Source organism: Streptomyces sp. NPDC046939 (assembly GCF_040644575.1).
GTDB lineage: Bacteria > Actinomycetota > Actinomycetes > Streptomycetales > Streptomycetaceae > Streptomyces.
This window is the reverse complement of record NZ_JBEYWV010000029.1, coordinates 13516-36603: the sequence shown is the minus strand read 5'-3', so window position 1 is coordinate 36603 and position 23088 is coordinate 13516. Positions and strand designations below refer to the sequence as shown.

The following is a 23088-nucleotide window of genomic DNA, read 5'->3' as shown; positions in this document are numbered from 1 at the left end:
GCCAAGGCAAGCCGCACCGCGCTCAGCAGCACGGGAGCCCCGACATCCACGGCCACGGCCCGCGCACCGGGCCGCGCGAGCAGCACGACCAGCGGACGCGGAAGAGTACGAGTGCCGGTCATCGCCGCACCTCCCCCGCCACCGGGGCCCGCGAGCACGCCAGGGCGAGCCGGGCCGCGGTCAGCAGGTCCGGGGCGACCGTGTCGGCCGCCTCGGTCTCCTCGGCGCGGGTGACGGGCGTGGGGACCAGGACGCCGGAGGCGCCCGCCGCGCGGGCCGCGTCCATGTCCGCGCCGATGTCGCCGATGACGACGGCGTCCTCGGGGCGGACGCCGAGCCGTTCGCACGCGGCGAGGACCAGGCCGGGGCGCGGCTTGCGGCAGGCGCAGCCGTCGTCCGAGCCGTGCGGGCACACCGCCCAGACGGCGAACGGGCCGAGGAGTTCCTCCACGCGCCGCCGCACCGCATCGACCTGACCGCGCGTCAGCAGCCCGCGCGCGACGCCCGACTGGTTGCTCACGACGCCGACGGGGACTCCGGCCGCCCGGACCGCCGCGACGGCCTCCCGCGCGGTGGGCGTCAGGCGCACCCGCGCGGGGTCCCCGTTGTAGGGGACGTCCTCGACGAGCGTCCCGTCCCGGTCGAAGAGGACGACCGAGGGAGCGGACCCGGCGGCGCGGCGCGAGGGGCGCGGGCCGTCGAACAGCCAGGGGCCGGGGCTGATCGGGTCGGTGGTCATGGCCGCACCCGTTCCTCGCCGGGCACCGGCAGCGCGGGGGGCGCGGCCTGGAGCCCGGGATCGGACCCGTACCGGCTCGTCGGCGTCACGGCGCGGTGCCGGAGCTGACCCCGCAGCCAGTGCCAGGTCGCGGCGGGCGGGATGACGACGCTGGTCAGCGCCATCGCCGTCACCTCGTCACGGCTGCGGGGGCCGGGCACGATCCGGGCCAGGGCGAACTCGGCGGTCCCGGCCAGCCACAGCGCGGCGCAGGCCACGGCCGCGACGGGCTTGCGCGCCGCCGCGCACAGCAGGGCCGCCGTCGCCGCCCCCGTCAGCGCGGCGTGGCGGGGCAGGCGCCCGCGCGGGGCGGCGGCGCGGGCCCACCAGTCGCGGCCGTGCAGCCGCGTCATGAGCACGTCGTCCGCGTTGCCGGCCTGGAGCCGCACGGAGATCCACCGGCTCGCGGGCCGCACGGGGTGCGTGGTGGTGCGGGTCCCCTCGGCGACCGTCCATCCGGCGCCGATGATCCGCAGCGCGAGGTCGGCGTCCTCGCGGAAGGCGCGCCGGAACCGTTCGTCGAACCCGCCGACCTCCGCGAGCGCTTCACGGCGGTAGGCCATGTCGGCGGTGATCCACCGGGCGGTGGCGAGCCCCGCCGTGTTGCGTTCCCAGTCCGTGGGCGGCCGGTCGGCGGGGAGGGGCACGTCGACGCGGGCGGTGACGGCGCCTTCGCCGGGGGTGGCGGCGGCGAGGTCGAGCGCGAGGTCGTCGCACCAGCTGGGGCCGGGCACCACGTCGTCGTCGAGGAAGACGATCCAGGGCACGTCCCCGGCCGCCCGCCACCCGGTGTTGCGCGCGGCGGCGGGCCCGCGCCCGCCCCCGCTGACGACGGTGGTCGCGCGGCGCAACGGCTCGGGCACCTCGACGGGCAGCGGCGTCGCGGCCTGCGGGTGCCGCCGGTCGTCGACGAGGACGATCCGGTCGGGCTTCGGCCCGGCGGCCTCGGCGAGGGCGCGCAGGGTCGCTTCGAGGCTGGGCCTCCCGAGCGTGGGGATGACGACCGCGTACGTGCTCAGCTCGTCGTCGGCGTCGTACCCGGCCATCAGAGCACCTCCGCCTCGGCGGCCGCGAAGAGGTTCTGGCGGCGGATCGCGTACGGGCCGATGGCGAGGAGGTCGACCGGCGAGGAGCCGAAGCACTCCAGGGCGTCGCGCGGATCGTCGACCATGGGCCGGCCCGCCGTGTTGAGGCTGGTGTTGACGACGACGGGCAGCCCGGTGAGCCGCTCGAAGTGCTCCAGCATGCGGGCGACGAGGGGTTCTTGCCGCCGGTCGACGGTCTGGATGCGGGCCGTGCCGTCGACGTGGACGACGGCCGGGATCCGCTCCCGCCAGTCCTCGGCCACGTCGTGCACGAAGAGCATGTACGGGCTGGGCATCGGCCCGTCGAAGATCGCGGGGGCGCGCTCGGCGAGCACCATGGGCGCGACGGGCCGGAACTGTTCGCGCCCCTTCACGTCGTTGAGGCGTTCCAGGTTGCCCGCGTGGCCGGGGTGGGCCATGAGGGAGCGGTGCCCGAGCGCCCGGGGCCCGTACTCGGAGCGGCCCTGGAACCAGGCGACGATCCGGTTGTCCGCGAGGGCCTCGGCGACCGTCTCGGCGATGTCCGGCGGCCGTTCGAAGGAGACGGCGGCCGTCTTCAGCCAGGCGCCGAGTTCGGCGTCGGACCAGTCGCGGCCGAGGTCGGCACCGGTCATCGGCTCGGGCTGCACGCCTTCGCCCGCGCTGAGGAGCAGCGCGCCACCGAGGGCGGTTCCCGCGTCGCCCGCCGCGGGCTGCACCCACACGCGGGAGAACGGACCCTCGCGGGCGATACGGGAGTTGGCGACGCAGTTCAGCGCGACGCCGCCGGCGAGGGTGAGCACGCTGTGGTGGGTCTTGCCGTGCAGCCACCGCGCGAGGTCGAGCAGCGTCTCCTCCAGGACGGCCTGCGCACTCGCGGCCACGTCCGCGTGGTCCTGCGTCCACGGCTCGTCGGCGCCGCGCGGCGGGCACAGCTCGTGCCACGGCACCGCGCTGGCCCGGAAGCCGCCGTCGCCCGTCGGGTACACGTGGCGGCGCAGCTCCTCCAGCATGCGCGGCCTGCCGTGCGAGGCGAGCGCCATCACCTTGAACTCGTCGGAGGAGCGCAGGAATCCGAGGTGGTCGGTCAGCTCCTCGTAGACCAGGCCGAGGGAGTGCGGGAGGTCCTGCGCGTACAGCGGTTCCAGCTTGTCGCGGACGCGACGCGCGGCGAGGTGCGAGGCGCGCTCGCCCCGCCCGTCGAGCACGAGCACCGAGGAGTCCTCCGCGTCGGGCGCGGCGAAGGCGCTGGAGGCGGCGTGCGCCATGTGGTGCGGTACGAAGCGGACGATGCCGGGGTCGAGCCCGGGCAGCGCCGCCTTGAGGAAGTTCGGCGCTTCACGGGCGTAGGTCTGCCGGAGATGGTCCCAGGGATCGTCGAGCCCCAACGTGTCAGCGGGCCGCGCGAGTTCGGGATCGTAGGAGTAGGCGACGGCGTCCAGGTCCTCGGGGCGCAGTCCGGCCCGGCTCAGACACCAGGCGGCGGCCTTCTCGGGGAGTTCCCAGGCGGAGAACGGAAGGGGGCGCTTGCCGTGCTTGCGCCGCGAGAACCGCTCCTCCTCGGCGGCGGCGACGGTGTGCCCGTCGATGACGAGGGCGGCGGCGGGGTCGTGGAAGAGGGCGTTGATTCCGAGGATGCGCATGTGATGTGTCCGTAGTTCTCTCGGCAGTACTCACGGGACACGTCGTCGGAGGGGGCGCTGAGCCGCACCGATGAGACGACGCGCGGGGTCAGGGGCGTCATCGCCGCGACACAGGTCAGCGGGCGGGGCTCTCCGTACGGCTCTCGGTGGCGCGGAACCAGTCGATGGTGCGCCGCAGCCCTTCCTCGGCGCCGATCTCCGGCTGCCAGCCGAGCTTGTCACCGGCGAGGGTGATGTCGGGGCAGCGGACGGCGGGGTCGTCGGTGGGCCGGTCGATGAACCGGATGTCGGACGAGGACCCGGTCAACTCGATGACGAGACGCGCCAGTTCGAGCATGGTCAGCTCGGAGGGGTTGCCGATGTTGACGGGCCCGCGCATGCCGTGGGCGGCGGCGGCAAGAATGCCGGCCACGGTGTCATCGACGTAGCACAGCGAACGGGTCTGCCGCCCGTCCCCCGTGACGGTGAGCGGCTCCCCCGCGAGCGCCTGCCGGATGAAGGTGGGCACGGCACGCCCGTCATGGCCGCGCATCCGGGGCCCGTACGTGTTGAACAGGCGGACGATGCAGGTGTCAGTGCCCTCGGCCTCGGCGTGGGCCGTGGTGAACGCCTCACCGAACCGCTTCGCCTCGTCGTAGACGCTGCGGGGCCCCACCGGGTTCACATGGCCCCAGTACCGCTCGTCCTGCGGGTTCTGCTCCGGGTCGCCGTAGACCTCGGACGTCGAGGCGAGGACGAACCGGGCGCCATGGCGGTGCGCGAGCCGCAAGGCGTTACGGGTGCCGAGGCTGCCGGTCTCCAACGTGTGCAGGGGCAGCCGCAGATAGTCGGCGGGGGACGCGGGCGAGGCGAAGTGCAGCACCAGATCGGGCGCCCGCTCGACGGTGATCCCCTCGGCGACGTTCTCCCGCACGAGCGTGAACCCGGGCCGGTCCAGCAGCGGCTCCACGTTCTCCGGGCGCCCCGTACTGAAGTCGTCCACGCAGGTCACCGCTGTTCCGGCGGCCAGCAACGCGGTGCACAGGTGCGAGCCCACGAAGCCCCCGCCGCCGGTGACGACGGCGTGCTCCCACTTCGGTATCCGTTCCGTGACCATGCTGATCTCCTCCGTACACCGCGACAGCGTGCCGCTCGCCCAGCGTCCGCCAGGCGACGGCCCGGGGCCTGGTGACGTGGTGCATTGGAGTGAGTGACGGAGGGTGAGGGTTATACGGGGTTGAGCACGGGTCGCGCGGGAAGCCCAGCGTTGTTCTCGCAGCCCAGCTCCTTGGCCATGGCGAGGGAGAAGGAGTGGGCGACAGTGGCGTAGGCGTCTTTCAGGGCCTTGAGCTCGCCGTCGTCACCGTCGGGCTCCATGGGCATGCCGCCGGGCCGTACGCCGATGACGACGTGGGCCGCGTTCGACGGGCCGGGCAGCTTGTCGCTCTTGCACGCGAAGAAGACGTACGCCTTGTTCGGCGCGGTCTCGGCCCGCTCCCCCATCTTCAGCCTGCTGAATTCGGGGGAGGAGGGGCCCGACGGGGCGTCCTCCGCCAGTTTCCAGGTGATCCCGAGCTCGAAGTGCCGCGTCTTGAGCGGCGTGAAGATGCGGCAGACGTCCTCGGTGCGGGTAGCCAGCGGGGCCGCCTCGGCGAGGTTCACCGCGGCCGCCTGGACGTTGTTCCTCTCCCCCGACGCCTCGAACCGCGACGCCCCCGTGATCACCTTCAGCGCCTTGGACGCCTCGGCGGACACGGCATGACCGCCGCAGAGTTGCGTCGCCGAGACGACCTTGTAGTCGTCGGGAAGCCCATCATCGGCGCCGTCCCCTCCGCACCCCGTGGCCCCGAGGAACAATGAGCCGGCCACGACTGCGGAGAGCAGCCCCCCGCGCACCGACCTACCACTGATCACTGTCCGCATCCTCACGTGTCCTCGGCCGCCCCGCGGCCTCAGCCGGTCTCCGGGTCGTTGCCCTGCTGGTTCTCCCGGTCGTTGCCGGTCGCGTAGCCCAGCAGCATCGATTCCTTCAGGTCCTGCCCGAACTTGCTGTTGGGGTCGATGCCGTTGTTCAGCAGATAGGCCTCCATCGGGGCCTCGGCCATGCTCTCACCGGAGGAGTAGATCTTGGTCTTCTCGTCCCTGGTGAGCTCCTCGACCTTCTCCTTGTGCTCGTCCACCGAGTTGTCGGCGCCGTCGCCGACCATCTGGCCGATGAGCTGCTCGGCGGCGCCGCTCGCGGTGTCGGTCGCCAGCGGGATGAGGACCGCCGCCGTGCCCACGGCCGCCGTCGCGGGCAGGAAGGCGACACCCGCCGCGATGCCCGCCGTGGCGCCGAACTCGACCCAGCCCGCGCGCTTGGCGACCGCCTTCTCGTAGTCCTCGTGGGTCTTGAGGTTCGTGGCCTCCACCTGGTCGGCGCGGGACTGGTCGAGCATGCCCTGCACCTCGGCGCCGATGCGCACGGTCGCCCTGGCGGCACCCTCGTTCGGCTGTCCGTCGGCGCCGACGGTCCCCTCCAGTGCGCTGCGGCTGTAGACCTGCTCCGCGGTCGAGAGCGTCGCGTAGGCGTCCGGGTGCTGACCCATGGTGCTGAGGAAGCCGCGGACGGTGCTCCGCCCGTTCCCGTCCGTGGTCCCCGAGAAGTCGAGGTGCCCCTTCCCGTCCTTCGGCGCGAACACGCTGTCCGGATCGTTCTTGTCCAGCGCCCAGTTGATGTCGTCGATGTAGCCCGCGCCCATGGTGCCCAGGCTGTCGGCCATCGCCTCGTGATGCTCCTTGAGCAGCCCCGGGTCGTCCGCGTACTTCTCCATGACCTGCCGCATGACCGCGGCGTTGTCGGCGTCCCGCTTCACATCGGCGTCCGGTTGCCCGGCGGGGTAGCCGAGGGTCGCGGCCTCCAGGGCGTGGCCGAGGGCGTCGGGCATGTGGTCGAGCGAGCCCTTGAGCTCCTTCTCGTCGAGCGAGTTGACGTCGCCGAAGGAATCCCAGTCCTCGTCGGTGAAGAAGTCGAGGTAGTTGTCGAACGCCTTGCCGTCCTTGTCCTTCCCGAGGTTGGCCGTGGCACCCTGATTGACTGTGCCGTCCTCGTTGTACGCGGTCGGCGGGTCGGTGAAGAACTTCTTCGCCGCCTCCGGACTGTTGCCGAGCGCTTCGAGCATGGCGGTGGCCGGATCGTAACCGGCGCCGTTCTTCCCGGAGGGGTTGAACGGGTTCTTGAACGGGCTGTTCACCACCTTGTTGTCGGCGAACATGTACGGGTCCTTGGCGTGCAACTGCGCCACGTGCTCCGCGATCGGGTTGAGGAACTTCGCGTCGTAGTTCCCGTACCGCATGATGCCGCCGAGGAGCTGATACCCGAACGGCCCGCCGTAGTCGTTCTTGGCGAGCGGAATGCGCTCCGTGCCCAGTTTACGGAGTTCGGGGCCCCACTTGTCGGTGAATTCCTTGTCGTGGGAGGCGGTGGCCAGATTGAGGCCGAGGTTCCGCTGCAGCTCCTGGACGTCCTTGAGCCGCTCCGCGTCGACTTTGCCGTATTCGTACGTGTCCGTGGAGAGCTGCCCGAAGAACGCGAGGGACTTCTCGGGGCCGAGCTTCTCGTAGAAGCCCTTGGAGAATTCGGCCGACCCGTGGTTGTCGGCCAGCAACTCATTGAGCTGCTGAAGCTCGGCGTGCGTCAGGTCCCGGCCCTTGGACGCGAGGGCGGCGGCGCGGGCGGCCTCCTCTTGGTCGAGCTTCGTGTACGTGGGAGCGCTGAAGTCCTTGCGGTCGGTGACGTTGGCCTCAAGGCTGTTCTTGAGGGCGACATCGGTGTCGTTGCAGTCGTCGACGATCTGGTCGATCCGCTTCTGCCACGACTCGATGTTCTTCCGCTCCTGCTGAAGGAGGTCGCTGTAATCGGGATCGTGCCGCGCCCCGGGCTGCTCGGACAATGGATGCCGGGCCGTCACCTTGCCCTTGCCGTCCACGTGAATCCCAGCAGCGGGCCCTTCATGGTCCCGGATATTGACGAGGTCGTCCTTGGCCTTCTTGATGGCCGCGTAACCGTCCTCCAGGATCAGCTTCACGCCCTTGGCCTCGGCGGCGGCGTCCGCGAACTCCTTGACGGTCTTGCTGATGAACGCCTTGGTGACCCCGGCGTTGACGCCTTCCCAGGCCGCCTTGTCCGCCTTGGCCTTCATTCCGTCACCGGCGTCGGTGGCGAGCTTGTCCAGCTTCCCCGCCATTTCCGACCAGTCGTCGGCGGCGGCCTTCAGCTTGCCCACGGGGGCGTCGATGATGTCCTCGTACTTCAGCATGGTGGTGCGCTCCCCCGAGCCCTACTTCATGTATTCCGAGAGGACGGAGATACGGGTCAGATCACCCTCGACCTTCGCCTCGTCCTTGGCGTGCTGGGCCTTGCTGTAATCAAGGTGGTTCGAGATCTGCGCGCAGGACTCCGTCAGCGTCTTCAGATGCGTCTGCCAGAAGTCGTGCACCTTGAGCACGGCCGCCCCACTGGCGAAGTTCCCGTTGGTCAGCGCGGTCGCCGCGTCGAAGGTGGAGGCACGGGCGATGTCACCGTCCTTCTGCACCCGCCCCAGCAACTCATAGGCGTCGCTGCCGATGGCGCCGAGGTCGTCCCGGTGCACCACGAGATCGCCCTCGCCACCACCACCGCCTCCGCCCCCGTCGGCCGGAATGCTGTTGAGCCGCATGGCACTCCGCTCGGCCGCCGTGGCACGCAGCTCGGCCCATTCCCGCTCAAACGTCATGAAAGCCCCCGCGACTCATCCATTGCCCAGGACACCAACTACCCGCTCGGTGGCCGATAGTTGCTCCTGAAGCCTGGACGGCACCGTACACGCGCGCCCGCGCGCCGATCAACGATCAGCCGCTCAACTGCCCGCTCTTGAGCGCCGACACAAAGGAGGCCCAGTCAGAGGAGGAGAACACGAGCACCGGCCCGCGTGAAACCTTGCTGTCCCGCACCGGGACGACAGCGGCGAAGTCGTCGGAGATCTCGACGCAAGCCCCGCCGTCCTGGTTGCTGTAGCTGCTCCTGCGCCAGGAGGCGGCGGTCAGATCGGTGGATCGCACTTTGCTTCCTCCAGCATCCGCAGAATGAATTTGCGCGACTCAACCGGGGTGAGCGCCATGTCGCGCACCGCATCGTACGTCTTCTGCAAACGCACAACCGGGTGCGCGTCCTCGATGAGTTCGCCCCGGTATCCATTTTCGGTGTAGGCGACAGTTCGCCCTTCCGGCAGGAGCAGGTACCACATGTCGGCGCTCATAAGACCGTGCAACCCTGCCCTCTGCAGAAGCACATGGACCGTCACATTGGGACGCTCCGCAGCTTCCCCGAGGTACTCCAGTTGCCCCCGCCACTCCCCCGCATCCTGCAAGGGCGTCCGCAAGACCGCCTCGGACAGGATGGTCCGGAACGGGGGCGCGTCCTCCCCCGCCAACAACTCTCGCCGCCCCATCCGCGCCTCGACCTGCTGCTCAAGCTCCTTCCCCCTGAGCCCGCCCGCGGCAAGAACCTCCCGCGCATACCCCGGCGTCTGCAACAACCCCGGCAGCACACTCACCGCGAAGTGCCACAGGCTCCCCGCCTGCGCCTCAAGCGCCATGTACCGCCGGTACCGCTCACGGAACTGCGTATGGTCCCCGGCGGCCAGCTCCCAGAGGGCCAGCAACAGCCCCGGCGTCCCGTAGTGCGTGTCCAGCGCTTGGACGACCTCCGGGCTGCCGATCGTCTCGCCCTTCTCCATCTTGCCGAAGAGCGAGTAGTCCCAGCCCAGCCGTTCACCGAGCGCCCGCAGGCTGGTCCCGCTCGTGGCCCGCAGTCTCCGCAGTTCCTCCGCGAACCGCTGACGTGGCTCTTGACTGCGGCCGGTGATGACGCGCCGTTGCGACATGCCGCTCCCTCCGGGACGTGCGCTGAACGATGTGGAACGCGTGGAACCACCTGCGCGGGCAGGGGCACGATCGCCCCGCCCACAACGCGGTCACCCGCCTCCGGACGCACTCTGGTGACGACCGGGCTACGCAGCGTAATCCACGCAGGACAGCCAGGTCATGCAGTCAGCGGAACCCGCACACGCAACCCACGGACGAGGACCCGGACATGGCCCCCACGCCCCGCAACGCCACCACCACCACGGAACCCAAGATCGAGGAAGCCATCGCGGCCCGCGACGCCCTCGCCGCCGCGCTCTCCCAGACGGGTATCCAACTCCCCGCGATGGACATCCGTACCCCCTGGGCGGACGACCACAAGGACGAGCCCCGGTACGCGCTCGTCCACCTGGGCGTGTGCTCGGCCTCCGTAGCCCTGCTGATCGCGGACGTGATCAACAAGGGGATCGCCAGGTGACGGACGCCGCCGACGATGCCCTCGCCGCCGCCGTCGTCACCACCGGCAAGGTCGTCCACGACACGGTCCGCGACCGCGTCGGACGCGTCATGGGCCACGAGGGCCCGTACATCCAACTCCGCCCACTCGCAGGTGGCCGCGAGTGGGACGCGACCCCCGACCGCATCCGCGTCCTCACCGCGGACGAGCTACTGAGCGCTCTCCTCGCCGTGGCGAACGCCCGCAGCAGACAGCCCAGATGACGGCAGCCGCCCGCCACAGCGGCTACTTCGCGGCAGGCTCCAAGATCGCCACGCACTCCACATGATGCGTCATCGGAAACAGATCGAACGCCCGCAGCGTCCGCACCCGGTACCCGCCCTCGCGGAAGTACGCAATGTCCCGGGCCAGCGCCGCCGGGTCGCAGGCGACGTACGCGATGCGGCGGGCGCCGAGTGTCGTGAGGTGGGCGACCGTTTTCTTGCCCGCGCCCGCGCGCGGCGGGTCCAGGACGATGAGGTCGGCCTCGGTGATGCCGGTGCGCGGCAGGACCGACTCGACCTTGCCCTGCTCGATGCGGACCCGGTCGAAGGAGGCGAGGTTGTGGCGCGCGTCCTCGACGGCCCGCTTGCCGGACTCGATGCCGAGCACCGCGCCCTTGTCGCCGACGCGATCCGCGAGGGCGCCCGCGAAGAGGCCGACGCCGCAGTACAGGTCGAGCGCCGTGTCGCCCTTGCGCGGCAACAAGCCCTGCATGACCGCGCGCATCAGCGTGTCCGCCGCCTGCGGGTGGACCTGCCAGAAGCCGCCGCTGCCGACCCGGTACGTACGGCCGTCGGCGCGCTCGCGCACGAAGGCGCGGCCGTGCACGCGGTGCACCCCGCGGTCCTTCTCGCCGACGCGCATCACGGAGACCGGCTTGTCCAGCTCGACGAGCGGCAGCCGGGCGCCGGGCTTGGGCTCCAGGATGACCATGCGGTCCTGGGAGCCGGCGGCGGCGATGGCGTCGACGGACTCCATGCCCGACCAGTCCCGCTGCTCGATGCCCAGCTCGGAGATGCCCTCGGCGGCGATCATGCAGTGCTCGATGGGCTCGACGTCGTGCGAACGGTGGCGGCGCAGCCCCGCGTGCCCGTCCTCCGTCACCGCGTACTGGACGCGCGTGCGCCAGGAGGGGACCTGGCCCGCCGGGACCTTGTCGCCCTCGGCCGGCATCACGGTGCCGTCCCAGCCGGCCTCCTCGGGTGTGAGGCCCGCGAGCCGCCGCAACTGCTCGGCGACGACCTCGCCCTTCAGGCGGCGCTGCGCGCCCGGCTTCGCGTGCTGCCAGTCGCAGCCGCCGCAGCGGCCGGGGCCCGCGTACGGGCAGGGCGCCTCGACCCGGTCCTTGGACGCTTCGAGCACCTGTACGGCGTCGGCGCGCAGGAAGCGGTCGCCCTCCTCGCCGGACGTCACCCGGGCCACGACCCGCTCGCCGGGCAGCGTGTGCCGGACGAAGAGGACCTGGCCCTCGGCGGTGCGCGCGATGCAGTGCCCGCCGTGCGCGACGGGCCCGATCTCGACCTCGTACTCCTCCCCCACCAGTGACGTCTTCTCTTCTGCCTGCATGGCGGGGGCTCCAGTACCTCTGAGGGGAAACGGCCGGAAAGCGCGAGCGGCCGGACAACAGCCGTCCAGTCTACGTGGCTGTCGTCCGGCCGCTCACCACGAGCCGGTCCGCGCGGGATGCGCGGGTACTACTTGCCGCTCGGCTGCTTCGGACGCTTCTCGACCGGTCCGCGGCGCACCGAGCCCGGCGCGTGCCATTCGGAGCGCCTGCGCGCCCGCTTCTTGGCCGCTTCGGAGGACTCGAGCTGGTAGGGCACGGAGGTCACCATGATCCCCGGCGTGAACAGCAGGCGTCCCTTGAGCCGGAGCGCGCTCTGGTTGTGCAGCAGGTGCTCGTACCAGTGGCCGACCACGTACTCGGGGATGATCACGCTGATGGCGTCGCGCGGCGACTCCCGGCGCAGGCTCTTGACGTACTCGATGATCGGGCGGGTGATCTCGCGGTAGGGCGAGTCGAGCACCTTGAGCGGAACGTCAAGACCTCGACGCTCCCACTCGTCCCTCAACGCCTTCGTCTCGGCCGGATCAACATTGACGCTCAATGCCTCAAGGGTGTCCGTACGCATCAACTTGGCGTAGGCGAGCGCGCGCAGGGTCGGGCGGTGGATCTTCGAGACCAGGACGATCGAGTGCACGCGCGACGGGCGGACGCTGTCGTCGGACGGCGTCTCCGGCGCGGCGATCTCCTCGGCGACCCGGTCGTAGTGCTTACGGATCGCGGTCATCGTCGCGTAGAAGATGCACATGCCGAGCAGCGCCACCCAGGCGCCGTGCGTGAACTTCGTGACCAGGACGACGACGAGGACGAGGCCGGTGAAGAAGGCGCCGAACGCGTTGATCGCGCGGGAGCGGACCATGTGGCGGCGCTTGTCGGCGTCGCGCTCGGTCGCCAGGTGGCGGTTCCAGTGCCGGACCATGCCCGTCTGGCTGAGCGTGAAGGAGACGAACACGCCGACGATGTAGAGCTGGATCAGGCGGGTGGAGTCGGCGCCGTAGATGACGACGAGGAGCATGGCGGCGCCCGCGAGCAGCACGATGCCGTTGGAGAACGCGAGGCGGTCGCCGCGGGTGTGCAGCTGGCGCGGCAGGTAGCGGTCCTGGGCGAGGATCGAGCCGAGCAGCGGGAAGCCGTTGTACGCCGTGTTGGCGGCGAGGAAGAGCACGAGCGCCGTGGCCGCCGCCAGGATGATGAACAGGAAGCTGCCCTTGCCGAAGACGGCCTCCGCGACCTGGGAGATCACCGGGTTCTGCACGTAGTCGGCGCCGACCGCGACACCGTTGTGGATCAGGTCGGTGGCGGGGTGCTCGGCCATCCGGACCTTGGTGGCCATGGCGAGCGCGATGATGCCGCAGAACATGGTGACGGCGAGCGCGCCCATGAGGGCGAGCGTGGAGGCCGCGTTCTTCGACTTGGGCTTGCGGAACGCGGGGACGCCGTTGGAGATCGCCTCGACGCCGGTCAGCGCCGCGCAACCGGAGGAGAAGGCGCGCAGGAGGAGGAAGACGAGCGCGAAGCCCGCGAGCCCCTGGTGCTCGGCCTTGATGTGGTAGTCGGCGGTGGGGGCCCGCATGGAGTCGTCGAGGACGATGCCGCGGAAGGCGCCCCAGGCGATCATGATGAAGACGCCGGCGACGAACACGTACGTCGGGATCGCGAAGAGCTTCCCGGACTCCTTGACGCCGCGCAGGTTCATCAACGTCAGCAGGACGATGACGGCGCAGGCGCACAGCACCTTGTGCTCGACCACGAAGGGGATCGCCGAGCCGAGGTTTTCGATGCCGGAGGCGATGGAGACGGCGACGGTGAGGACGTAGTCGACGAGCAGGGCGCTGGCGACGGTGAGCCCGGCCTTCGGGCCGAGGTTGGTGTTGGCCACCTCGTAGTCGCCGCCGCCGCTCGGATAGGCGTGCACGTTCTGCCGGTAGGAGGCGACGACCGTGAACATCAGCACGACGACCGCGACGGCGATCCAGGGGCTGAAGTGATAGGCCGACACGCCCGCGATGGAGAGGACCAGCAGGACCTCGCCCGGCGCGTACGCCACGGAGGACAGCGGGTCGGAAGCGAAAACGGGGAGAGCGATGCGCTTCGGCAGGAGCGTTTCTCCGAGCCGATCACTGCGCAGAGCGCGCCCGATCAAGATCCGTTTGGGCACGTCGGTCAGTTTGGACACGCAGAGGATCGTAAGCGGTCGAAAGGGGGCCCGCCCACCCACCACCCCGATTCGGGACCGTGCCGCCCGTCACGCCCACGTCACCGGCCCGGAGAGCGCCGACGATCTAGCCCCCGACGCGAAGGAGGACTTCCCGCGCATTGCCGCTACGGTGGTGCCGAGCGTGCGGCGGGGAATAAATCCGGCGCCGCGCCCGAGATCGAGCCGCACCGGTCGGACCGAGCCGCGAGAGAGAGTCATGAGCAGGGTGTTTACGCAGGTCAGTTGGCCTATGAGGAGTGCGGGGTAGGTCCGTGCATATCGTGATCATGGGCTGTGGCCGAGTGGGGTCCCAGCTCGCCCAGACCCTGGAGCAACAGGGCCACACGGTCGCCGTGGTCGATCAGGACCCGACGGCCTTCCGCCGTCTGGGCTCCGGGTTCGGCGGCCGTCGCGTCACCGGGGTCGGCTTCGACCAGGACACCCTGCGCGAGGCGGGCATCGAGGAGGCGGGCGCCTTCGCCGCCGTCTCCAGCGGTGACAACTCGAACATCATCGCCGCCCGGGTGGCCCGCGAGATGTTCGGCATCGAGAACGTGGCGGCGCGGATCTACGACCCCCGCCGCGCCGAGGTCTACCAGCGCCTGGGCATCCCCACGGTCGCCACGGTCCGCTGGACCGCCGACCAGATGCTGCGCCGCCTGCTGCCGTCGGGCGCGGAGCCGCTGTGGCGCGACCCGACCGGTGGTGTGCAGCTCGCCGAGGTGCACGCCTCCGACGCCTGGGTCGGGCACAAGATCAGCCGCCTCCAGGAGGAGACGGGCGTGCGCGTGGCGTTTCTCACCCGGCTCGGCGAGGCGATCCTGCCCACGTCGCAGACGGTGCTGCAGGAGGGCGACCTCGTGCACGTGATGATGCGCACGGACGAGGTCGAGAAGGTCGAGGCGGCGTTCGCCGAGGGCCCCGAGGAAGGCGGTCACTGATGAGGGTCGCCATTGCCGGAGCCGGAGCGGTCGGCCGCTCGATCGCGGGCGAGCTCCTGGAGAACGGTCACGAGGTCCTCCTCGTCGACAAGGCGCCGACGGCCATCTCGGTCGAGCGCGTCCCGCAGGCGGAGTGGCTGCTCGCCGACGCCTGCGAGATCACGTCCCTGGACGAGGCGGCGCTCCAGCGCTGCAACGTGGTCATCGCGGCCACCGGCGACGACAAGGTCAACCTCGTCGTCTCCCTGCTCGCGAAGACCGAGTACGGGGTCCCGCGGGTCGTCGCCCGTGTGAACAACCCGAAGAACGAGTGGCTGTTCAACGAGTCGTGGGGCGTCGACGTCGCCGTCTCCACCCCGCGTCTGATGTCGGCCCTGGTGGAGGAGGCGGTGAGCGTCGGCGACCTGGTCCGCCTGCTCCGCTTCAGCCACGGCGACGCGAACCTGGTCGAACTGACGCTCCCGCCGGAGTCGGCGCTGGCCGGCACGCGCGTGGGCGACGTCCAGTGGCCGCAGGACACGTCCCTGGTCACGATCATCCGCGGCACCCGCGTCCTGGCCCCCAGCCAGGAGGACTCCCTGGAGGCGGGCGACGAACTGCTGTTCGTGGCGGCCCAGGCGCGCGAGGAGCAGTTGGAGGACCTGCTGTCGGTCCGCCGCGAGGACGCGTAAAGAAAAGCAAAAGGATGGCCCGGCGAGCTTTCAGCTCGCCGGGCCATCCTTTTGCTTTTCAGGGGCGCGGGGAACGGCGCGCTCAGCCACAGACCACCCGCACCCGCGAAGGCACCTCAGGCCTCACGGCGATGCCGCGCCGTACCCCCACCCTCAACACGGGCCGCCTCCGCCTTCTCCGCGGCCTCCATCTCGGCAAACACATCGATCGGCGCGGGCGCCTTCGCCAGGAAGACCCACGTGAGCCACACCGCCAGCAGGAACGGCGGGATCTTCAACGCGATGAGCACCCAGCCGAACTGCGTGCTGGCCGCGTCCGTGTCCGCCCAGAAGTACAGCGGGAACAGGATGGCGCACTTGGCGAGCAGGATGAGCCCCCAGGCCCAACTCGCCTTGCTGTACGCCTTCTTCCGGCCGGGGTTCCGCGTCCGCCAGGACAGATTCTCCTTGAACACCGGTCCGAGGATCAGCCCGATCAGGGGAACGCCGCACAGCGTGGTCACGATGTACGCGAGCGCGAGGCCCAGTGTGTAGAGCATGCCGGGCAGGTAGAACGCCTTGGCGCTGCCGGTCATCATCGCGAAGACGACGCCGAACGCGACCCCGAAGACGCCGCTGAAGGCGTGCTTGACGGTGTCCTTCATGACCAGGCGGACCACGACCAGGACCAGGGACACCGCGAGGGCCGCGATGGCCGACATGTGCAGGTCCTTGTTGATCGTGAAGATGGTCACGAAGAGGAGGCCGGGGACGACCGTCTCCACCATGCCGCGCACGCCGCCGAACGCCTCGAAGAGCGCGGCTTCGGTCACCGCCTTGGCGGCGGTGGAGCCGTCGACAGTTCGATCGGCTTCTTGTTCGCGGTCGGTCGGCTTGTCGAGGGACGTCACCGGCTACTCCCGTCCGAGCGGTCTGAGTTCGTACTTCGGGTTGAACAGCACCCTACGGCCCCGGCTCATCGAGATCCGTCCCGAAGCGATCAGCTTGCGGCCGGGCTCGATGCCCACGATCGAGCGTCGGCCGAGCCAGACCACGTCGAGCGCGGCCGAGCCGTCGAACAATTCCGCTTCCAGGGCCGGGACTCCGGCGCGTGGTCGCAGGGTCACCGTGCGCAACGTACCAGTTACCGACACCACTTGGCGGTCATGGCAGTCACCGATGCGCGTGCAGCCCGTGGTCTCCGAATCCTCGCGCAGCTCCTCCGACTCCAGATCCTCCTGGGAGGTGGACAGTCGGTCGAGCATGCGCCGGAAACGGCCCGCCGGCTTCTCGGACGCCCTGTCGGAACGAGGAACAGCACTCATACAGGAAGCGTACCCGGGGCCGCTGACACGGTCGTACTCGCTGGTGTACCCGCTTTTCGGGCCCCGTACCGCTCGGATCACCTCTCGAAGCGGTAGCCCATGCCGGGCTCGGTGATGAAGTGCCGGGGGTGCGAGGGGTCGGTCTCCAACTTGCGGCGCAACTGCGCCATGTACACGCGCAGGTAGTTGGTCTCCGTGCCGTAGGACGGCCCCCAGACCTCCTGGAGGAGCTGCTTCTGGCTGACGAGGCGGCCCGTGTTGCGCACGAGCACTTCGAGCAGGTGCCACTCGGTGGGGGTGAGCCGCACGTCACGGCCGTCCCGGTGGACCTTCTTCGCGGCCATGTCGACGGTGAAGTCCTCCGTCTCAACGATGCCGCCGTCCTCGGGTCCGCCGGTGGGCTCGGCGCGCCGTACGGCGGCCCGCAACCTGGCGAGCAGCTCGTCCATGCCGAACGGCTTGGTGACGTAGTCGTCGGCGCCCGCGTCGAGCGCCTCGACCTTCTCGTCGGAGGAGTGGCGGGCGGAGAGCACCAGGATGGGGACGCGGGTCCAGCCGCGCAGCCCCTTGATGACCTCGACGCCGTCCATGTCGGGCAGGCCGAGGTCGAGGACGACCACGTCGGGGTGGCGGGCGGCGGCGAGCTGGAGGGCGCCCGCGCCGTCGGACGCGGCGTCCACCTCGTACTTGCGCGCCTTGAGGTTGATGACGAGGGCGCGCACGATCTGCGGTTCGTCGTCGACCACGAGCACCCGGGTCATGCGTGCCTGCCTCTCTGCGGTCCTGCGCTGCCGGCTTCCGGTGCCGTCGCTGGTGGTGAAGTGGTTGGCGGTGATGTCGCTGATGGTGGTGTCGGTGCTGCCGTACGGATCAACGTCTGGTCCTGTGGTTCGGATGCGCGGCCCGCGGCCCGCAGGGTGAGCACCATGGTGAGGCCGCCCCCTGGAGTGTCCTCCGCGTCGAGCGTGCCGCCCATGGCTTCGGCGAAGCCGCGCGCCACGGCGAGCCCGAGGCCCACGCCTGCCCCGCGCGGGGCGTCCCCGTGGCGCTGGAACGGGGCGAAGATGCGCTCCTTGGCCTCGTCCGGGACGCCGGGGCCGCGGTCGACGACGCGCAGTTCGAGCCGTTCGCCGAGGGTGCTGGCGGAGACGAGGACGGGTTGATCGGGTGGACTGTACTTGACGGCGTTCTCGACGATGTTGGCGACGGCCCGCTCCAGCAACCCCTTGTCCACCCGGACCATGGGCAGTGACTCCGGGATGTCGAGGTCGATGGTCCGCTCGGGCTCCGGTACGCCGACCAGCGCCATCGGCACCACCTCGTCGAGGTCGATCTCGCGGATGAGCGGGGTGACGGTTCCGGTCTGGAGGCGGGACATGTCGAGCAGGTTGCCGACGAGGTGGTCGAGGCGGTCGGCGCCCGCCTCAATCCCCTCCAGGAGTTCCGCCTGGTCCTCGGGCGACCAGTCGACGTCCTCGGAGCGCAGGGAGGAGACGGCGGCCTTGATCCCGGCGAGCGGGGTGCGCAGGTCGTGGCTGACGGCGGCGAGCAGGGCGGTGCGGATGCGGTTGCCCTCGGCGAGGGTGCGGGCCTGCTCGGCCTCGGACTGGAGCCTGCGCCGGTCCACGACGACGGCGGCCTGCGCGGCGAACGCGGCGAGGACCCGGCGGTCCTCGGCGGGCAGCACGCGCCCGGACAGGGCGAGCGCCATGTGGTCGCCCACGGGCACGTCCACGTCGGCGTCCTCGGGGCGGCCGTCGGGGCGCGGTCCCGCGCTGCCCGCGCAGGTCCACGGCGCGGTGTCGTCCTCGCGCTCCAGGAGGGCGACGGACTCCATGGCGAACGTCTCCCGTACGCGTTCGAGCAGCGCCTCCAGGCTGGTGTCGCCGCGCAGGACGCTGCCCGCGAGGAAGGAGAGGATCTCGGACTCGGCGCGCAGCCTGGCGGCCTGGTGGGTGCGGCGGGCGGCCAGGTCGACGACCGAGGCGACCGAGACGGCGACGCTGAAGAAGATCACGATGGCGACGATGTTCTTGGGGTCGGCGACCGTGAACATGTGCAGCGGGGGCGTGAAGAAGTAGTTGAGGAGCAGCGAGCCGAACGCCGCCGCCGCGAGGGCGGGCAGGAGTCCGCCGACCAGGGCCGCCGCCACGGTGAAGCTCAGGAAGAGCAGCATGTCGTTGGCGAGGCCGAGGTCGGCGTCGATGTGGGTGAGCGCGAGGGCGAGCAGCGCCGGGCCGCCGACGCCGATGAGCCAGCCGCTCACGATCCGGGAGCGGCCGAGCCGTGCGCCGCGCGCGACGGGCAGGCCGCGCCCCTTGGCCGCCTCCTCGTGGGTGACGATGTGGACGTCGAGATCGGGCCCGGACTCACGGGCGACGGTGGCGCCGACGCCGGGCCCGAAGACGTACTGCCACGCCTTGCGGCGCGAGGAGCCGAGGACGATCTGGGTGGCGTTGACGCCGCGCGCGAACGCGAGGAGCGCGGCGGGGATGTCGTCGCCGATGACGTGGTGGAAGGTGCCGCCGAGGTCCTCGACCAGGGTGCGCTGGACGGCCAGCTCCTTGGGCGAGGCGGCGGTCAGGCCGTCGCTGCGGGCGATGTAGACGGCGAGGACCTCGCCGCCCGCGCCCTTCTCCGCGAGCCGCGCCGCGCGCCTGATCAACGTACGGCCCTCGGGGCCGCCGGTCAGGCCGACGACGATGCGTTCGCGGGCCTGCCAGGTGGAGCGGATGTTGTGTTCGCCGCGGTACTGCTGGAGGTATTCGTCGGCGCGGTCGGCGACCCAGAGGAGGGCGAGTTCGCGCAGGGCGGTGAGGTTGCCGGGGCGGAAGTAGTTGGAGAGGGCCGCGTCGACCTTGTCCGGCTTGTAGATGTTGCCGTGGGCCATGCGGCGGCGCAGCGCCTGGGGCGACATGTCGACCAGTTCGATCTGGTCGGCGCGGCGCACGATCTCGTCGGGGACGGTCTCGCGCTGGCGTACGCCCGTGATCGCCTCGACCACGTCGCCCAGTGATTCGAGGTGCTGGATGTTGACTGTCGAGACGACGTCAATGCCCGCGTCAAGCAGTACACGTACGTCCTGCCAGCGCTTGGCGTTGCGGGAGCCCGGCACGTTGGTGTGCGCCAGCTCGTCGACGAGGGCGACGGCCGGGGCGCGGGTGAGGACCGCGTCCACGTCCATCTCCTGGAAGACGGCGCCGCGGTACTCGATCTCCTTGCGCGCCACCTGTTCGAGGCCGTGGAGCATGACCTCGGTCCGTGGCCGCTCGTGGTGCTCGACGAACGCGACCACGCAGTCGGTGCCGCGCTCGATACGGCGGTGTGCCTCGGCCAGCATCGCGTACGTCTTGCCGACGCCCGGTGCCGCGCCGAGATAGATCCGGAGCTTGCCGCGTCCCATGGTCTCTTCGTCTTCCTGCTCGCTACGTCACGACCATACGGTCAGCGAGCCGGTGAAACGGGACGGATGCCTGGTGGGCGGGTGTCTTTGACGCAACCCTGATGCCGCGCGGGCGACGCGGCGGGCGGTTCAGCGCTCGACGATCTCGCCGTCACTCAGTTCGAGGACGCGGTCGGCGAGGCCGAGCAGGGTCGTGTCGTGGGTGGCGACGAGCGCGGTGACGTGCTCGCCGCGCACGACGGCGCGCAGCAGTTCCATGACGGCGAGCCCGGTCTCGGCGTCGAGCTGCCCGGTCGGCTCGTCGGCGATGAGCAGGGCCGGCTTGTTGGCGAGGGCGCGGGCGATGGCGACGCGCTGCTGCTGTCCGCCGGAGAGTTCGCCGGGGCGCTGCTTGGCGTGGTCCGCGAGCCCGACGAGGCCGAGCAGCAGTTCGACGCGTTCCTCGCGCTCGCGCACCGGTGCCTTGCGCAGCCGCATGGGGACGCCGACGTTCTCGGCGGCGGTGAGGATCGGGATGAGCCCGAAGGACTGGAAGATGAAGCCGATGCGGTCCCGGCGCAGCTTCAGGAGCCCTTTCTCGCCGAGGCCGGCGAGGTCCTGCCCGTCGACCTCGATGCGTCCGCTGTCCGGCTCGTCGAGGCCGCCGACGAGGTTGAGCAGGGTGGTCTTGCCGGATCCCGAGCGGCCCTTGAGGGCGACGAGTTCGCCGCGCGGCACCTCGAAGGAGACGCCGCGCAGGGCGTGCACCGCGGCGGCGCCGCTCCCGTAGGAGCGGTGGAGGTCGCGCACGACGACCATGGGCCCGTGGCCGCTCCGGTCGAGGACGGCGGCCCCCGCCTCGGTGCTCTCGGTCATGCGCTGTGCTCCCCCGTACGTGCGTTCCCGGCCGGGCGCCAGTATGGTCACGCGGCGCCCGGCCGGGCAATGGCGGGGGGCGGGGCGTCCGTCAGCTGGGGTTCTCGGCGTGGGTGAGGGTCTCCCAGGCGACGAACAGGTTGTTGGAGCCGGCGGGGCGCTGCTGCTCGGTCAGCTTCTGGGTGTTGGTCATGGCCGTGCCGAGCCGGGTGTGCAGGGCGTTGTAGCCGACCTCGGTGATGGGGCCGAGGCCGCGGTTGACGCTGCCGCCGCACAGTGAACTGGGCACCGCCGTGCCGAGCTCGTACTTGGCCTGGAAGCCGAGCGCCTGCCGCAGGCGCTCGCCGACGTCGGTGCCGTACAGGTCCTGGCCCTGGATGCGGCTGGTCTCGGCGATGTGGGAGATGGCGGAGATGCCGTATCCGGTGTGGGTGAAGTCGCGGCAGGTCTCCTGCGTCAACCCGGTCATGAAGGTTGACTGACCTTGCCAGTAGTTGACGATCTTCGCCTTGGTGTCCAGGTTCTGGCTCGGCACGGTCTTGGGCAGCGCGCCGTCCGACTCCAGATAGATGTACGCGGCCGTCCGCGTACGGAACTTCGCCATCGCCTTGTCGTAGGACGCCTTGTCCTCCAGGAAGACGGAGATGCCGACGGCGGCCTCCATCATCGACAGCTCCCAGTTCCCGTTGGAGTTGGAGCCGTTGATCACCTTGGGCAGGTACACGTCGCGCAGCATGGTCCGGAAGCGGCCCTCGTTGGCCCAGCCGCCGGTGTACGTGTACTTGATGATCTCCGCGGCCCTGGGCCAGGAGGAGCCGGCCCAGCCGGTCTGCAGGGGCGCGTTGCTGTTGGTGTGCTCCTTGATCGTCCCGGACCAGGCGTCCATGAGGGCGATGGACTTCTTCGCGTACCGCTCGTCGCGCGTGAAGTACCAGGCGAGGGCGTCGGTGTAGGCGGCTATCGCGTCCTCGCGCTCGTCGGTGCAGCCGTAGTTCGGGTTGGAGTACGAGCCGCACTCAACGGTGGCGCGCGGCTTGGGCGTGCGGTTCAGGTCCGCGTACTTGCTGGCCATCATCTGGTCGAAGGCGCTCTTCCAGGGCTGCGCCCCGGCGTCGACCTTGGCCTTGGCGAAGTCGAGCTGCCCCTTGGAGACGGTGACTCCGGGGTGGGCGAACGTGGCGGGGGCGGCGTCGGCGCGGACGGCGCCGGGGCCGGTGACGACACCGGCGACGAGCGCGGTGACGGCGGTGACGAGCGTGGCAAGCAGGGCGGGACGCGTTCTGCGGTGAAGCGTGGGGCGAGCCTGCATGGTGGGGGCCATCCGTTCTCGTATGGACGTTGCCGACGTTCTTGTATGTGAACGTCGGGCGCCGATATGAACCACGGCGTTGGCCGGTGACCCTAGGTACGGACCATGCTTCCGTCAAGGGGTGAGAAAAGAAAGGCAGTTGGGCGGCGCACCGCGCGCACGGCAACGGCCGGGGCCGCGCACCCTGTGGGATGCGCGGCCCCGGCCGTTGTACGTAAAACCTGTCAGCGGACCTCGGTGATCTCCGGGCCGCGGGCCAGCTGCCCCATGCCGCCGGAGAAGCGCGAGCCCTCGCCGGACTCCTGACCGGCGCCCTCGGCGACCATCTGGGCGTCCTCGGGGAGCTTCAGGACGATCGGGTCGCGCGGGGCCATCGGACCGTCGCCGCGGACCACGACCGTGTCCCGGAAGATCTGCTCGAGGAGCCCGGCCGCCTGCGGCTGCACCGCGCCCTGGCCCGAGATGACACCGCGCAGGAACCAGCGCGGTCCGTCCACACCGATGAACCGGACGACCTGGAAGCCGCCCGTGCCGTCCGGCAGCTGCACCGGCACCTGGGCCCGCAGCTCCCAGCCGAGCGGGCCCTCGACCTCGTCGATCACACCGCCCTGCTGCGTGATGCCGTTGGCGATCTCCTCGCGGACCTCGCCCCAGATGCCCTCCTTCTTGGGGGCGGCGAAGGCCTGCAACTGCACCGCGCTGTCCTGGAGGACGACGGTCGCGGCGACGATGGCGTCACCGGCGACCTCCACGCGCAGCTCCATGCCCTCCACACCGGGGACGAAGAGCCCGCCCAGGTCGACCCGGCCCTCGCCGGGGTCGCGGACCTCGGTCGAGTCCCAGGGCCCGTCGGGGCGCGGCTCGGGCTCGAGCCGGACGCGCTCCGGCTCCCCCTCGGCGCCCGTGTCGGCACTGTCGACACCGTCGACCTGCTCGGCCTCGCCCGCCGCGTCCACTGCGTCGTCAGCGGAGCTGTTCTTCTTGCGACGTCCGAACAC

At 70.7% G+C, this 23088-nt stretch carries 22 protein-coding genes; 4 read left to right on the top strand and 18 right to left on the bottom strand.

Going from position 1 to position 23088, the window contains the following annotated elements; genetic code table 11:
- Positions 1 to 118: 118 nt before the first annotated feature.
- The 9 genes from ABZ877_RS28320 to ABZ877_RS28280 all read right to left on the bottom strand — a co-directional run bounded on the left by ABZ877_RS28320 (position 119) and on the right by ABZ877_RS28280 (position 9367).
- On the bottom strand, positions 119 to 739 hold the full coding sequence (locus tag ABZ877_RS28320) for an HAD-IIIA family hydrolase (protein WP_361076374.1): 621 nt from the start codon (positions 737 to 739) through the stop codon (positions 119 to 121).
- Positions 736 to 1824, bottom strand: a complete 1089-nt coding sequence (locus ABZ877_RS28315) for a glycosyltransferase (protein WP_361076371.1) — start codon at positions 1822 to 1824, stop codon at positions 736 to 738. Before ABZ877_RS28315 ends, ABZ877_RS28320 begins: the two co-directional genes overlap by 4 nt.
- Positions 1824 to 3485, bottom strand: a complete 1662-nt coding sequence (locus ABZ877_RS28310; protein ID WP_361076368.1) for a carbamoyltransferase C-terminal domain-containing protein — start codon at positions 3483 to 3485, stop codon at positions 1824 to 1826. Before ABZ877_RS28310 ends, ABZ877_RS28315 begins: the two co-directional genes overlap by 1 nt.
- A gap of 115 nt (positions 3486 to 3600) precedes the next feature.
- Complete coding sequence (locus ABZ877_RS28305) at positions 3601 to 4581, bottom strand: NAD-dependent epimerase/dehydratase family protein (RefSeq protein WP_361076366.1); 981 nt, start codon at positions 4579 to 4581, stop codon at positions 3601 to 3603.
- Between the two features lie 110 nt (positions 4582 to 4691).
- On the bottom strand, positions 4692 to 5333 hold the full coding sequence (locus tag ABZ877_RS28300; RefSeq protein ID WP_361076363.1) for a hypothetical protein: 642 nt from the start codon (positions 5331 to 5333) through the stop codon (positions 4692 to 4694).
- 83 nt (positions 5334 to 5416) lie between these two features.
- The gene (locus ABZ877_RS28295) at positions 5417 to 7762 is read right to left on the bottom strand and encodes a hypothetical protein (RefSeq protein ID WP_361076361.1); all 2346 of its coding nucleotides are present in this window, start codon (positions 7760 to 7762) and stop codon (positions 5417 to 5419) included.
- A 21-nt stretch (positions 7763 to 7783) separates the two neighbouring features.
- On the bottom strand, positions 7784 to 8218 hold the full coding sequence (locus ABZ877_RS28290; RefSeq protein WP_361076359.1) for a hypothetical protein: 435 nt from the start codon (positions 8216 to 8218) through the stop codon (positions 7784 to 7786).
- Between the two features lie 115 nt (positions 8219 to 8333).
- The gene (locus ABZ877_RS28285) at positions 8334 to 8543 is read right to left on the bottom strand and encodes a DUF397 domain-containing protein (RefSeq protein WP_361076357.1); all 210 of its coding nucleotides are present in this window, start codon (positions 8541 to 8543) and stop codon (positions 8334 to 8336) included.
- Positions 8525 to 9367: a helix-turn-helix transcriptional regulator gene (locus ABZ877_RS28280; RefSeq protein WP_361076355.1), complete on the bottom strand. Its 843-nt coding sequence runs from the start codon at positions 9365 to 9367 to the stop codon at positions 8525 to 8527. Before ABZ877_RS28280 ends, ABZ877_RS28285 begins: the two co-directional genes overlap by 19 nt.
- Before the next feature lie 209 nt (positions 9368 to 9576).
- Here ABZ877_RS28280 and ABZ877_RS28275 point away from each other — a divergent pair, with 209 nt between their 5' ends.
- On the top strand, positions 9577 to 9825 hold the full coding sequence (locus ABZ877_RS28275; RefSeq protein ID WP_361076352.1) for a hypothetical protein: 249 nt from the start codon (positions 9577 to 9579) through the stop codon (positions 9823 to 9825).
- A complete protein-coding gene (locus ABZ877_RS28270) occupies positions 9822 to 10067 on the top strand; it encodes a hypothetical protein (protein WP_361076349.1) in 246 nt (81 codons plus the stop codon). The genes ABZ877_RS28275 and ABZ877_RS28270 overlap by 4 nt, the downstream gene beginning before the upstream one ends.
- A 22-nt stretch (positions 10068 to 10089) precedes the next feature.
- Here the strand turns inward: ABZ877_RS28270 and ABZ877_RS28265 are convergent, their stop codons facing one another.
- Positions 10090 to 11412: a class I SAM-dependent RNA methyltransferase gene (locus tag ABZ877_RS28265; RefSeq protein WP_361076346.1), complete on the bottom strand. Its 1323-nt coding sequence runs from the start codon at positions 11410 to 11412 to the stop codon at positions 10090 to 10092.
- 128 nt (positions 11413 to 11540) lie between these two features.
- The gene (locus ABZ877_RS28260; RefSeq protein ID WP_361076343.1) at positions 11541 to 13586 is read right to left on the bottom strand and encodes an APC family permease; all 2046 of its coding nucleotides are present in this window, start codon (positions 13584 to 13586) and stop codon (positions 11541 to 11543) included.
- A gap of 293 nt (positions 13587 to 13879) precedes the next feature.
- Here ABZ877_RS28260 and ABZ877_RS28255 point away from each other — a divergent pair, with 293 nt between their 5' ends.
- Both ABZ877_RS28255 and ABZ877_RS28250 read left to right on the top strand, forming a co-directional pair.
- The gene (locus ABZ877_RS28255; protein WP_361076340.1) at positions 13880 to 14548 is read left to right on the top strand and encodes a TrkA family potassium uptake protein; all 669 of its coding nucleotides are present in this window, start codon (positions 13880 to 13882) and stop codon (positions 14546 to 14548) included.
- Positions 14548 to 15219, top strand: coding sequence for a TrkA family potassium uptake protein (locus ABZ877_RS28250; RefSeq protein ID WP_164558793.1), 672 nt, complete (start codon positions 14548 to 14550; stop codon positions 15217 to 15219). Before ABZ877_RS28255 ends, ABZ877_RS28250 begins: the two co-directional genes overlap by 1 nt.
- Before the next feature lie 116 nt (positions 15220 to 15335).
- On the opposite strand, the gene ABZ877_RS28245 is transcribed toward ABZ877_RS28250, so the two are convergent.
- The 7 genes from ABZ877_RS28245 to ABZ877_RS28215 form a co-directional block, all read right to left on the bottom strand.
- Positions 15336 to 16109: a DUF3159 domain-containing protein gene (locus ABZ877_RS28245; RefSeq protein ID WP_361076336.1), complete on the bottom strand. Its 774-nt coding sequence runs from the start codon at positions 16107 to 16109 to the stop codon at positions 15336 to 15338.
- Positions 16110 to 16112: 3 nt separating this feature from the next.
- A complete protein-coding gene (locus ABZ877_RS28240; RefSeq protein WP_361076334.1) occupies positions 16113 to 16523 on the bottom strand; it encodes an OB-fold nucleic acid binding domain-containing protein in 411 nt (136 codons plus the stop codon).
- A gap of 77 nt (positions 16524 to 16600) precedes the next feature.
- Positions 16601 to 17284, bottom strand: a complete 684-nt coding sequence (locus ABZ877_RS28235; RefSeq protein WP_361076331.1) for a response regulator — start codon at positions 17282 to 17284, stop codon at positions 16601 to 16603.
- Positions 17281 to 19926, bottom strand: coding sequence for a sensor histidine kinase KdpD (locus tag ABZ877_RS28230; protein WP_361076328.1), 2646 nt, complete (start codon positions 19924 to 19926; stop codon positions 17281 to 17283). The genes ABZ877_RS28235 and ABZ877_RS28230 overlap by 4 nt, the downstream gene beginning before the upstream one ends.
- A 129-nt stretch (positions 19927 to 20055) precedes the next feature.
- The gene (locus ABZ877_RS28225; RefSeq protein WP_361076325.1) at positions 20056 to 20781 is read right to left on the bottom strand and encodes an ABC transporter ATP-binding protein; all 726 of its coding nucleotides are present in this window, start codon (positions 20779 to 20781) and stop codon (positions 20056 to 20058) included.
- A 91-nt stretch (positions 20782 to 20872) separates the two neighbouring features.
- Positions 20873 to 22102: an alginate lyase family protein gene (locus ABZ877_RS28220; RefSeq protein ID WP_361076321.1), complete on the bottom strand. Its 1230-nt coding sequence runs from the start codon at positions 22100 to 22102 to the stop codon at positions 20873 to 20875.
- Between the two features lie 212 nt (positions 22103 to 22314).
- The gene (locus ABZ877_RS28215; RefSeq protein ID WP_361076318.1) at positions 22315 to 23088 is read right to left on the bottom strand and encodes a DUF3710 domain-containing protein; all 774 of its coding nucleotides are present in this window, start codon (positions 23086 to 23088) and stop codon (positions 22315 to 22317) included.